The organism is Aedoeadaptatus coxii (genome assembly GCF_001553115.1).
GTDB classification, from domain to species: domain Bacteria; phylum Bacillota; class Clostridia; order Tissierellales; family Peptoniphilaceae; genus Aedoeadaptatus; species Aedoeadaptatus coxii.
In genome coordinates this window covers 24842-36839 of record NZ_KQ960157.1, presented here as the reverse complement: position 1 = coordinate 36839, position 11998 = coordinate 24842, and the positions used below count along the sequence as shown (strand labels likewise).

11 protein-coding genes are annotated in these 11998 nt (G+C 48.9%); 9 read left to right on the top strand and 2 right to left on the bottom strand.

The genetic code is table 11. The features are described 5' to 3' along the window. The first annotated feature begins 15 nt into the window (after positions 1–15). From HMPREF1863_RS00995 to HMPREF1863_RS00955, 9 genes are all read left to right on the top strand, one after another. The gene (locus HMPREF1863_RS00995; RefSeq protein ID WP_068366425.1) at positions 16–435 is read left to right on the top strand and encodes an ATP synthase subunit C; all 420 of its coding nucleotides are present in this window, start codon (positions 16–18) and stop codon (positions 433–435) included. Then, on the top strand, positions 435–743 hold the full coding sequence (locus HMPREF1863_RS00990; protein ID WP_068366422.1) for a V-type ATP synthase subunit F: 309 nt from the start codon (positions 435–437) through the stop codon (positions 741–743). Before HMPREF1863_RS00995 ends, HMPREF1863_RS00990 begins: the two co-directional genes overlap by 1 nt. Positions 744–754: 11 nt before the next feature. Beyond that, positions 755–1381 carry a hypothetical protein gene (locus tag HMPREF1863_RS00985; protein WP_068366419.1) on the top strand — a complete coding sequence of 209 codons (627 nt, stop codon included), beginning with the start codon at positions 755–757 and terminating at the stop codon, positions 1379–1381. Continuing rightward, a complete protein-coding gene (locus HMPREF1863_RS00980; protein ID WP_068366415.1) occupies positions 1374–3200 on the top strand; it encodes a V-type ATP synthase subunit A in 1827 nt (608 codons plus the stop codon). The genes HMPREF1863_RS00985 and HMPREF1863_RS00980 overlap by 8 nt, the downstream gene beginning before the upstream one ends. Then, positions 3197–4573 carry a V-type ATP synthase subunit B gene (locus HMPREF1863_RS00975; protein WP_068366412.1) on the top strand — a complete coding sequence of 459 codons (1377 nt, stop codon included), beginning with the start codon at positions 3197–3199 and terminating at the stop codon, positions 4571–4573. Before HMPREF1863_RS00980 ends, HMPREF1863_RS00975 begins: the two co-directional genes overlap by 4 nt. Before the next feature lie 9 nt (positions 4574–4582). Continuing rightward, positions 4583–5200, top strand: a complete 618-nt coding sequence (locus tag HMPREF1863_RS00970) for a V-type ATP synthase subunit D (RefSeq protein ID WP_068366409.1) — start codon at positions 4583–4585, stop codon at positions 5198–5200. 44 nt (positions 5201–5244) lie between these two features. Further along, the gene (locus HMPREF1863_RS00965; RefSeq protein WP_068366406.1) at positions 5245–5745 is read left to right on the top strand and encodes an NUDIX domain-containing protein; all 501 of its coding nucleotides are present in this window, start codon (positions 5245–5247) and stop codon (positions 5743–5745) included. A gap of 197 nt (positions 5746–5942) precedes the next feature. Next, complete coding sequence (locus HMPREF1863_RS00960) at positions 5943–7340, top strand: alanine/glycine:cation symporter family protein (RefSeq protein ID WP_068366403.1); 1398 nt, start codon at positions 5943–5945, stop codon at positions 7338–7340. 137 nt (positions 7341–7477) lie between these two features. Then, positions 7478–9178, top strand: coding sequence for a Na/Pi cotransporter family protein (locus tag HMPREF1863_RS00955; protein ID WP_068366401.1), 1701 nt, complete (start codon positions 7478–7480; stop codon positions 9176–9178). 331 nt (positions 9179–9509) lie between these two features. Here the strand turns inward: HMPREF1863_RS00955 and HMPREF1863_RS00950 are convergent, their stop codons facing one another. Next, entirely contained in the window at positions 9510–10622 is a 1113-nt protein-coding gene (locus tag HMPREF1863_RS00950) for a toxic anion resistance protein (RefSeq protein ID WP_068366398.1), read from the bottom strand. Further along, the gene (locus tag HMPREF1863_RS00945) at positions 10622–11755 is read right to left on the bottom strand and encodes a 5-bromo-4-chloroindolyl phosphate hydrolysis family protein (RefSeq protein ID WP_068366395.1); all 1134 of its coding nucleotides are present in this window, start codon (positions 11753–11755) and stop codon (positions 10622–10624) included. Before HMPREF1863_RS00945 ends, HMPREF1863_RS00950 begins: the two co-directional genes overlap by 1 nt. Between the last annotated feature and the right edge of the window lie 243 nt (positions 11756–11998).

Here is an 11998-nt window from a genome sequence, read left to right as displayed (position 1 = left end):
CAAAGGAGATTGACTATGGAAAAGATTTTATTTTTAGCATCCCTCGTCGTCCTTTCGACGATTATCGCAGGCTTTGTCTTTATGGAACGAGGCGTTTCCGCCGATCGTAAGAAATTAAAACGCGCTATGCGCACCAACCTCACCGTCTTTATTCCCACCGTTGTCGCCGCCTATGTCCTTCTCGTACCGGGCGTCGTTAACGCGGCAACCCAAACGACGGAAGTCAACGGCTTAGGCCTTCTCGCCGCCGCCCTTTCCACAGGCCTTGCCACCATCGGCACAGGCTACGCCGTAGGAATCGTAGGTTCCGCGGCATTAGGCGCCGTTAGCGAAGACGACTCCATTTTAGGTAAGACCTTGATCTTCGTCGGCCTTGCGGAAGGTATTGCGATTTACGGCTTGATTATCTCCATTATGATCCTAGGCAAGCTCTAATGATTTCAAGAGTCATTTCCAGGGACGACGAACTTCTCGTCGCCCTTCGTATGAGCGGATTTGAAGGCGTGTGGTGTGCAGAAGCATCCGACCTTCACGAAGCCTTTCAAAAGGCCCTTGAAGATAAAAACATCGGCATGATCATATTAAACGAAAAGGACTTCCGCGAATTGGAAGAAGAGGTGCTCGCCGTAAAAGAAAAGAAGCGCAGTCCCTTTATCTGCACATTACCCGGTCGCGATGGCTATAGCGAAGACGACTTTATATTGAAATACGTCCGCGAAGCCATCGGGGTGAAATTGGATTAGTAGGTGAGAAAATGCTGCAAGTCGAAAACAAACTGGAACTATTTGAAGATGTCGTCTACAAGCGGCGTCTATTGGATTTAGAAAAACGAAGAGAAGCGTGGGAAGATGAAAAGGAAAATCTCATCGCCCGCAAAAACAAACAACTCTCGGAAGAACAACAAAACATCGTGGAGCGAAGAGAAAACCTCGCCCGCGTCATGGGCAACGAGGAAATCGCCAAAGCCCGCGAAAACGAACGGGTGTTGGAGCTTAAAAAAATCAACGAACTGGGCGACGATTTCGTCGACGCCATTCGCAGCCGCGTAAAAGAATACACGGCAACCGAAGCGTACAAAGATAACGTCCTGCACCACGTCATGGAAACCCTCGACACATTGGAACCTGGGGAATACCACATCGGCATGGTAAAAGAAGATTTAGACGCTTTCCAAGACGCCGTCTTAACATCGGCAAAAGAAAAAGGATTTACACTTCATCCTTACGTATTGCCCGAGGAATGTATCGGCGGCCACACACTAATGGATATGAAGAAAACCTATAGCCTGAACTATGACCTGGCCACAAAAATCACAGAAAAGCGCTACGAGATCGGCAAACTTCTCTATGGCCTTTTCCGGAGGGAGATGGAGCATGCGTAAAGAAGCGAAAATTGCTAAAATTAACGGCCCCGTCGTCATCGGCCGCCCCATGGGCAATTTTTCCATGCGGGAAATGGTACAAGTCGGCGACAAAAAACTGATCGGCGAAGTCATCGCCATTCACGGCGACGAAGGCACCGTACAAGTCTACGAAGAAACCGAAGGCTTAAAGCGAGACGAAGATATTATCTCCACAGGCGGCCCCCTTTCCGTTCGCTTGGGCCCCGGCCTTATCGGCAATATGTTCGACGGCATCGAGCGGCCCCTTAACCGCATCAACGAAGAATACGGCTATTTCATTCCCGAAGGCATCGGCATGATGAACCTGGATTTGGAGAAAAAATGGTCCTTTAAGCCCATAGTAAACGAAGGGGACGAGATCAAAGGCGGCGCCATTATCGGCACCGTTCCCGAAACGTCGATTATCGAACACCGCATCTTAACGCCGCCGAATGTATCCGGGAAAATCACGTGGGTGGCACGTGCGGGAGACTATAATGTCACCGAGCCCGTGTTGAAAGTAGAAGATGAAAACGGCGAAGAACACGACGTGGCCATGAGTCAACGATGGCCCGTACGTATCCCCCGTCCCGTCAATGAATTTTTAGATGCCAATCAACTGTTAACAACAGGTCAACGGGTACTGGATGTATTTTTCCCCATCGCCAAAGGCGGCACCGTCGCCATTCCCGGCGGTTTCGGCACGGGCAAAACCATGACCCAACACTCCATCGCCAAATTCTGCGACGCGGACATTATTGTCTACATTGGCTGCGGCGAACGGGGCAACGAAATGACGGAAGTATTGGAAGACTTCCCGAAACTGATCGACCCGAACACGGGCAAACCCCTTATGGAGCGTACGATTTTAATCGCCAACACGTCGAACATGCCCGTAGCGGCGCGGGAAGCGTCGATTTACACCGGCATCACCATCGCCGAATACTTTAGAGATCAAGGCTACGACGTGGCCATGATGGCGGATTCCACTTCCCGTTGGGCGGAAGCCTTACGTGAAATTTCCGGACGTCTGGAAGAAATGCCCGCCGAAGAAGGCTACCCCGCCTATCTTCCTTCCCGCATCGCATCCTTTTACGAACGGAACGGATCGGTTATCACCCTTTCCGGGAAAAACGGATCCGTCACCACCATCGGCGCCGTATCCCCTGCAGGGGGCGATTTCTCCGAGCCCGTTACGGAAAACACACGTCGTTTCGTCAACGTCTTTTTGGCGCTGGATAAAGACCTGGCCTACTCCCGTCACTATCCCGCCATTCACTGGCTGAAAAGCTATTCGGGCTACGTAGGTGCCCTTTCCAACTATTACGACAACCGATTGGAAGGCGACTTGCCCACCCTTCGGAAAAAATTCCTAAACATTTTAAACGAAGAAGCGCGGCTCCAGGAAATCGTCATGCTCGTCGGGGAAGACGTTCTGCCCGACAAAGAGCGATTCCTCTTACAAATCGCCCGCATCATTAAAGATGCCTTCCTGCAACAAAACGCCTTTAATGCCATTGACCAATACGTTCCCTTGGAAAAACAATTTGCTATGATGGAAGTCATCGACACCTTGTACGAAGAAGGCAAGACCGTATTGGAACAAGGCATTTCCATTGAGGAAGTAAAAAACGACGCCCTTTATTCCAACATCGTCAACATGAAATACAACATCCCTAACGGCGACATGAAGCCCTTTACGCACCTGATGAACGATATTCAGGAACACTACCGCGAACTCCGTATCGAATACGGCATCGCCGAGGAGGCCAACGCCGAAGGGGAAGGGGCGAAAGAAGAAGAGGAGGCTAAGGCATGAAAAAAGAATATCTATCCTTAGATAATGTCAACGGATCCCTCATCGATCTTTCCGGCCTTCACCACGTAAAATACGGCGAAATTGTATCCATTACCAACTCCGAAACGAAAGAAGAATTAGTCGGCCGCGTCATCGGCATTTCCGACGATAAAGCCACCGTTCAAATCTTCGGCGAATCCATGGGGGTTTCCACGGAAAACCTACGGGTCGTCTTTGAAGGGCGCCCCTTCGAAATCCCCCTGTCGCCTGCCATATTGGGCAGACGCTTCAGCGGCATCGGCCAAGCCATCGACAACGGAGGCCCCATTTACTCCGGTAAATTTTACAATGTCAACGGCCAGCCTATGAACCCGGTGGCACGGGAATATCCCCGTAACTTTATTCAAACGGGTATTCGCGCCATCGACTCGGTCATGACGCTGATCCGCGGCCAAAAACTCCCGATCTTTTCGGGCTCCGGCCTTCCCCATAACGAGCTCGCCGCTCAAATCATTCGCCAGGCCAACATCGCCGACAGCGGAAAAGACGGGGCGGATTTCGCCGTCGTCTTCTGCGGCATGGGCTTAAAGCGGGAAGTGGCATCCTTCTTTACCGATAGCTTTATGGAAGCCGGCGTCATGGACAAAGTCGTCATCTACATGAACTATGCCGACGACCCGATTATGGAGCGGATCATTGCGCCGAAATGCGCCTTAACCGCAGCGGAATATTTAGCCTTTGAAGAACACAAACACGTCCTCGTCATTATGACAGACATGACAAGCTACGGCGAAAGCTTGCGGGAAGTATCCTCTCAACGTCAGGAAGTACCCTCCCGTAAAGGCTACCCCGGCTATTTATACTCCGATCTCGCCGCCCTTTACGAGCGCGCCGGCATGATTCGCGGCGTGGAAGGATCCGTTACCTTGATCCCCATCTTAACCATGCCATCCGACGACATTACCCACCCGATTCCCGACTTAACGGGATACATTACCGAAGGGCAAATCGTACTTTCCCGCGACCTCAACGGCCAGGGCATTTATCCGCCGGTGAACATTCTCGATTCCCTTTCCCGTCTAATGAAAGACGGTATCGGCGAAGAATACACCCGCAAAGATCACGCCGACGTATCGGCTCAACTTTTTGCATCCTATTCCCGTTGTATCGAAGTAAGGTCCCTCGCTCAAATTATCGGCGAAGAAGAACTTTCCGAAGGCGATCAAAAAATCCTCACATTCGGTAAGCGCTTTGAAAACGAATTTATCGGCCAGGGCTTCAACGAATCGTCCACTATCGGGCAAACACTGGATAAAGCATGGGAACTTTTGCGCATCCTGCCGAAAGACAGCTTGGTTCGCATCGATCCCAAACTTTTAGAAGAATACTACTAGAGGTGCGCCATGGCAAAACGAGTGACGGCGACAAAAGCCAATCTTTTAAAAGTAAAAAGCGCCTTGGAATTTGCCAAAAAAGGCTACGGCCTCTTGGATAAAAAACGGGCCGTCTTAATGCGCGAAATGATGCGCCTTAACGAACGAGCCCAAACCATCCAAAAAGAAATCGAAGGGGACTTCACCCGCTCCTACGACGCCTTTACCATGGCATCGGTCACCATGGGATGGGAAGCCGTCGTGGACATGAGCAAATCCATGCCGTTGGAAGAGCCTTACACCATCGGCTACCGCTCCGTTATGGGCGTGGAAATCCCGGAAATTCACTACAAGGAATTTTCGCCGAACACCACCTTCAGTATGTTCGAGAGCAACTTCGCCTTCGACGAAGCCTACATTCGTATGCACGACATGCGGGCGAGAATCTACGAACTGGCGGAACTTGAAACCGACCTATACCGATTGGCGAAAGAAATAAAAAAGACGGTAAAACGTGCCAACGCCCTGGAAAAAATACAAATTCCAAAGTACGAACAGACCAAAAAAGAAATCGAAGACATTTTGGCGGAAAAAGAGCGTGAAGATTTCTTCCGCTTAAAACGCGTCAAAAACAATGTATCGGAATAAGAGAAGACCGCTTAGGCGGTCTCTTTTTTTATAAGGAGGACATAATGAGCGAAATGCGACGCATTTACGACGAAAACTTCAATTACCAAGGCTACATGAAAGAGCGCTCCCAACCCTTAGCGCCGGAAGAATACTATGTGGTGGCGGGGGTCATGGTGGTGAGCCGGGGAAAACTGTTGATTACCAAACGAGCCGCCGGCAAAACCTTTGAACACCAATGGGAATTTACCATGGGCAGTGTCGTCGGCGAAGAAACGCCACTGGAAGGCGCCCTTCGGGAACTTTCGGAAGAAGTAGGCATTTCTGTTACGAAAAACGACGTGGATTTACTCGGCACACTGAAAGAAGAACAAAAACATTCCAAAATCTTTCTCTTAGTAAAGGACGTAGACAAGATCACCATGCAGGCGAGCGAAGTGGAAGATTATCGATTCGTCGGCAAAGAAGAATTGGAAAATATGCTCGCTCGGGGAGAATTTGCTCCGCCCATGGCCGCGAGAATAAAAACTTATCTTCCCAAAATTGGCGATAAATTAAGCGATTAATCACTTTCATACGCTACATTATGTCGTTTTTATAAGAAAGTGCGATAAAAAACAGAAAAAATTACAGAAAAGAACGTGCAAGATTCGCCATCAACTTGTGTTATTACAAAATGATCTTTTACAATGTAGTTTTTTGTGTTAAGATATGTTTATCTGAAAACGCTATACTTTGATAAATTATAAAAACGAGGTGACTTATGGAACTTTTATTGACCATCAACGGGTATCTGTACTACCCCATTTTGATCATCGTCCTACTCGGCGCTGGCCTTTACTTTACGATTCGCACGGGATTTTTGCAAATATCCATGTTCGGAGAATCCCTTCGCGTCCTTCGGGAAGCACCCCACGAAGGCGAGGTCTCCTCATTCCAGGCGCTTATGGTTTCCACCGCATCCCGTGTCGGCACGGGCAACATCGTCGGCGTGGCACAAGCCATTTGCCTCGGCGGCTACGGTGCCGTGTTCTGGATGTGGGTTACCGCCATTATCGGCGGGGCATCGGCCTTTATCGAATCCACCCTCGCGCAAATCTATAAAAAACGCGGCGAGCACGGCACGAGCTACGGCGGCCCCAGCTATTACATCGAAACCGCATTAGGCTCCAGAACCGTCGGCGTTATCTTCGCCGTCTTCCTCATCCTCACATACGCCGTAGGCTTTAACATGCTCGCGTCCTTTAACATGACCGATTCCTTCCGCGTATACGACTTCTTCCAAGAAGGCAAAACCACGTGGATCATCGGCGGGGTACTCGCCATCGTCGCAGGATACTGCATCCTAGGCGGCGGCAAGCGCATCATCAAGGCGACATCCACACTCGTTCCCTTAATGGGCATCATCTTCGTCGCCATGGCGCTGTTTATGATCTTCAGAAACATTTCCTACATGCCCACCGTCATCAAAAACATCTTCAGCGATGCCTTTAACTTCAGAGCCATCTTCGGCGGCTTGGCAGGCTCCGCCCTCGTACAAGGGGTTAAGCGCGGCCTTTACTCTAACGAAGCCGGTATGGGTTCGGCACCGAACGCCGCAGCATCGGCCGATGTGTCTCACCCGGTAAAACAAGGTTTAGTTCAAATGTTTTCCGTCTTCTTGGACACACTCGTCATCTGCTCGGCGACGGCCTTTATGTCCATGGCATCGGGCATCGAAGCTACGGAAGAATTGGCGGGCGCAGCCTACGTACAAGAATCCTTGGCGACCGTATTCGGACACGGCGGCTACATCTTTATCACCCTGTCCCTTACCCTCTTCGCCTTTACCACCCTTTTAGGCAACCTTTACTACGTAGACAACTGCTTAACCTACCTCAATAAAAAAACGCCATCCAAAACCTTTATGCTCTGCTACCGCATCATCGCCATCCTTTTGATCTTTGTGGGATCGAGCATTAAAATGGAAGCGGCATGGAACATCGCCGACTTCTTAATGGCCCTTATGGTTCTCGTCAACATCCCGGCGATCCTGCTCTTGGGCAACCAAGCCCTGGCGGCATTAAAAGACTACAAAGAACAAAGCCACGCCGGCAAAAACCCCCACTTCATCGCCAAAAACGTGGGCATCGACGACAGCAAATTAGATTACTGGAAATAAGCGAAAAGCCTTCCCGCAGGGGAGGGCTTTTTTTGTGTCTAAGTTTTTAAATTAACAATACATAAACCTTACCACTTCTTTACTTTTTGATATAATGGATTCGTATGAACGATTTCTAATCTTTGGAAGGAGATGTTATGGCAGACGTTAGTTCCTGGTCTCATATCAACTGGCATTTTATCGCCGGCGGATTGGGGCTATTCCTCTTCGGCGTCAAGATCATGGGCGACAGCTTAACCAAGTTTGCCGGCACCAAGATTCGGGACTATATCGAAAAGTATACGTCCAATCCGATCATGGCCATCATCGTCGGCGTCGTCATGACGGGGGTCATTCAATCCTCATCGGCGGCCACGGTCATCGCCATATCCCTCGTGCGTTCCGGTTTAATGGGCCTTTCTCAAGCCATCGGCATTATTTTAGGGGCGAACATCGGGACGACGGTTACCTCGATCTTAATCGGTTTTCAACTGGATTATTACGCCTACTTTATATTACTTATCGGCGTGTTTTTAGTGCTTATGGCCACGCGGAAAAAGAGCATTTACCTCGGCGAAATCATTATCGGCTTCGGCTTGCTCTTTATCGGCTTAAACACCATGGGCGACGCATTAAAGGATTTACAATCCATTCCGGGATTTGAATCCCTGGTGGTGCGCATGAGTTCCCAACCGGCATTGGCGGCATTGGCAGGCGCTGTGATTACCGCTGTCATCCAATCGTCTTCGGCCATCGTCGGGATCGTGCAATCCCTTTACGCATCCCACTCCATTACCTTTGTGGCGGCGCTGGGTTTGGTTTTCGGCGCCAACATCGGTACTACCATTACGGCGGCGTTGGCAGCTGTTGGGGGAAGTTTGGCGGCGCGGAGAACCTGCCTGTTCCACTTCCTGTTTAATGTATTGGTGTCCGTTCTGTTTTTACTGATTATCGGGCCCTATTCGAAATTTATATTAAAAGCGGCGGAAACTTTTCATATGAACAAGATGATGACCATCGCCTTGGCGCACTTTACCTTTAACTTGGTAGGGATGCTGATTTTCCTGCCGATTATTCCCCAATGCGTTAAAATTTTGGAAAAGATTATGCCGGGCAGAGAAGATCTTTCCCTGCAACTGGGCAAAATCCAATTGGACGAAACCTTGGTGGAAGCTTTCCCGGCAGCCGCTTTAACACAAGCCAAAGCCGCTATGCTTCAAGTATCTGAAATCGTATTGGAATCTATGGAAGACTCCAAACATTACCTCACCACCAAAGATAAAAAATATTTCCACGAAGTCAATCAGTTAGAAGATATGATCAACTCCCTGGATACGAAAATCGAGGATTACTTGTTGAAAATCTCCAAGCAGTCCTTAACGGAAGAATTGGCCGACGAATATTCCTCGAATTTGCAGGTGCAAAAGAATTTCGAGCGTATCGGCGACCTGGTGCAGAACCTGGTGGAATATTACGAAATGATTTACGATTCCCGAGAGGAATTTAGCGAAGAAGCCATGGCGGATTTAATGGCCATGTACGAACTTCTCCTCCATATGTTCTCAAACGGCGTGGCCGTATTCGACGGCGGCGATCACCATCTCTACGAAATGATGAAAGAAGACGAAAACAACTTAAACTACATGGAATACCAACTCCGTGCGTCCCACTTTAGACGGATGACCTCGCAACACGAAGAGGCTACCGTCACCACATCCTTGTATGTCGACATTTTAGGTACGCTGGAACGTATCGGTGACCACGCCTTCAACATCGCCCGCTTAACTTTCGATCCGATCAAGAGTCACGGCGAGAAGAGTTTGGTGGCGGAAGAAGTGAATCGAAAAGAAACGGCATAATAAAATCCCTTTCTACTCCTGCGAGTGGAAAGGGATTTTTGTGTCGCATCAGAATCCGCATATTGAAGGGGAAGCGCATAAATGCAAAGGAGTATTTAAAGGTGTATCCCTTAAATATATGGTTTTATTCCGGCATCTTGATTTTACTCATCGGCGTCGCCGGGATCCTTTACGAAAGAATAAAGAAATAAGGGCTGCCCATTTTATAGAGGGCGAATGTGTTGGCAAAATATGGCGAGATTTTTTGAATTGTAATGGATGAAAACATAGGCTTCATAGGATATAAAAAAGCGGCGAGGAATTTCCTTGCCGCTTCTCTTATGCGTTAAGTTTATTGTTCTTGTCGCGCCAATAATCTGGTTTTTAAATCCTGTTCCAGAATTTCCAGTTCTCGCTTCGCCTTTTCTCGATTGTCGTGGCCTTCCATTTGAATGTGGCGCACCTCGTCCAGGGCAGCGATCAGTTGCTCGTTGGTGTGGCGAATAGTATCCACATCCACGATGCCACGCTCGCTTTCCTTTGCCACGTTTACCGTGCTTTGGCGCAGGGTGTCGGCATTTTTCTTTAACAGTTGATTGGTAAGGTCGGACACCATTTTTTGCGCTTCGGCGGCTTGCTCCGAATGGTGCACGCCTAAGGCAAGAACCATTTGATTCTTCCAAATGGGAATGGTGTTCACGATAGTGGATTGAATCTTTTCTGCCATGACCGTATTCGACGCCTGCACCATGCGAATTTGAGGCGCCATTTGAAGGCTTACCATGCGGGTCAGTTCCAAATCGTGGATCTTCTTTTCAAAGCGATTGGCCATGTTTTGAAGATCGTTCACCTTTTGCGCTTCGATGCTGCCAGGCTCCGTACTCGCCATAAGGGCGGGGAGTTCCTTGGTGCGTACCTCGTTCAGCTTTTGATTGCCCGCCATAATATACATGGTGAGTTCCTTGAAATATTTTTCGTTTAACTCGTACATTTGATCCAACATGGAAATATCTTTCATCAGAGTGATTTGATGATTTTCCAGCGCTCGGGCAATTTCGTCTACATTCTTTTCCGCCTTGTCGTATTTTACCTTCATGGCGGTAATTTTATTGGCGGAACGCTTAAATAGCCCCTTAATGCCTTTTTCGTCCTCGTTTTCAAAGCTCTTCAGCTCCGTGACCACGCCGGAGAGGAGACTGCCTACCTCGCCGAGATCCTTTGTGCGTACGGATTCCAGCGTCTTTTCGGAGAAGGTGGAAATCTTTTTTTGGGCGCCGACGCCGTATTGAAGCACCACCGAAGAATTGGTTAAGTCGATAGTCTTGGCGAATTCGTCTACCTGGCGCTGCTCCGCTTCGGTGAGTTTAATTTCTTTTTGAGGCGTCTTTTCTTCCAATAAAATACTTTCCTCTTCATGAGGTGTATCGTCCAAGCCGTCTAAGGTTAATTTGATGTCGTCGCTCATTAAGATTCTCCTTTAAGATCCTGATCGAATAAGCCGTCTTGTTTCATCACCGTCTGCATCACATTCATTTCCGCTTTCAGTTCCAGTAAATCGTCTTTATAAAGGGTATCCAAAAGCTTTTCGTAGGCGGCGGTTACCGTGTCCAGGGAATGGAGAATGTCGCTCATAGTGGAGCGTATGGAATCGGTAATGACCGACGAGGATTCGAATTGAATGTAGCGGTGAATAAGCTTCATGGTGGTAGGAGCGTAGTAATCGGTAAATTTATTGAGTTCTTCCACGCGGCGGGGATCCCCCTCCACGGCGTGATCGATAGAGGCGAGGAGTTTTTCCAGCCGCTCGATGCGCGCCTTTAGTTCGGCGGATGTCGTGGCGGATTTATACTCCGAAAGCTTGTCGCCGTAATCCGTAAGGGCCTTTGCCCGGTCGTCTTCGATGCCCTCCGGCTCTTCTTCCTTTTCGATAGGGAGTGGCGTTTCCTCTACATAAACGGAATGCCCTTCATAGTGTGCCTTGTAGGCGTCGTACGATGGGCGATCCAACAAGAGGAGCTCCCCGTTTTCCACGACTCGCCCCTGGGGAAAGAGATCTTTTTTAATCATGGCATTTAATTCCTTTACCACCTCATTTTTCGGTTTGTTGAGGGCGGTAGAAATATCGTCGGTGGTTAAAATGGGGTTGTCGCCGATTTCCCTGCGAATGCGGAAAAAATCCCTTGCGAGAATCATTTGATGATGGGCGTATAAGGTGGCGAAGGTAAAGAGTATCGTGGTCATGAGAAAAAAGAGGCCGGCGAGAAGATCGTCTCCATCGAGAAATCGTATCCACTCGAAAAGACCGGCAAGTGTGCATAAGCAGGAGCCGACCACTCCGAGCGCCGCCGTATTTCTAAGCCAAAACCATGCCCCGGGCGTCCTGGCTTTTTGGGATACCTTGGACGGATCCCGGTTCACCTTCAGCGCTACTTCTTCCTTATTCATTCCACGGCGAAAGCCCCGCATGACGGCGCCGGCGCCGGTTTTTGTATAGTAAATGGCATTTTCCACGCTCTTTTCGATTACGTCGGATACGTCTTTAAAATTATCCTCTTGCAGGGCGCGGTTTAATTTATCTTTTAATCCGTCGTCTTTCAACCTGTTACAACTCCTCTCCCAAACATAATGTAATGTTTTATTCCTTCTTATTGTAACATACAGGCCTTTTCCTTCGTCGAGAAATCGGAGGAAAGGCCTTATGTTTACCACATCTTCATGTGGAGTTTGCCGTTTCTTACATTTTGTTTCCCTTGCACTTTCGCATGTTTTCCCTGATAATAGAAAAAGAACAACGATTAACGACCAGCGAAGTAGTCCTCGGGACTGCTTTTTTTATGACAC

What these genes read in the sequence shown, in the direction of transcription:
- HMPREF1863_RS00975 (WP_068366412.1), top strand. Translation starts at nt 3,197, where the DNA reads ATGAAAAAAGAATATCTATCCTTAGATAATGTCAACGGATCCCTCATC.
- HMPREF1863_RS00980 (WP_068366415.1), top strand. Translation starts at nt 1,374, where the DNA reads ATGCGTAAAGAAGCGAAAATTGCTAAAATTAACGGCCCCGTCGTCATC.
- HMPREF1863_RS00990 (WP_068366422.1), top strand. Translation starts at nt 435, where the DNA reads ATGATTTCAAGAGTCATTTCCAGGGACGACGAACTTCTCGTCGCCCTT.
- HMPREF1863_RS00995 (WP_068366425.1), top strand. Translation starts at nt 16, where the DNA reads ATGGAAAAGATTTTATTTTTAGCATCCCTCGTCGTCCTTTCGACGATT.
- HMPREF1863_RS00960 (WP_068366403.1), top strand. Translation starts at nt 5,943, where the DNA reads ATGGAACTTTTATTGACCATCAACGGGTATCTGTACTACCCCATTTTG.
- HMPREF1863_RS00950 (WP_068366398.1), bottom strand. Translation starts at nt 10,622, where the DNA reads ATGAGCGACGACATCAAATTAACCTTAGACGGCTTGGACGATACACCT.
- HMPREF1863_RS00955 (WP_068366401.1), top strand. Translation starts at nt 7,478, where the DNA reads ATGGCAGACGTTAGTTCCTGGTCTCATATCAACTGGCATTTTATCGCC.
- HMPREF1863_RS00965 (WP_068366406.1), top strand. Translation starts at nt 5,245, where the DNA reads ATGAGCGAAATGCGACGCATTTACGACGAAAACTTCAATTACCAAGGC.
- HMPREF1863_RS00985 (WP_068366419.1), top strand. Translation starts at nt 755, where the DNA reads ATGCTGCAAGTCGAAAACAAACTGGAACTATTTGAAGATGTCGTCTAC.
- HMPREF1863_RS00970 (WP_068366409.1), top strand. Translation starts at nt 4,583, where the DNA reads ATGGCAAAACGAGTGACGGCGACAAAAGCCAATCTTTTAAAAGTAAAA.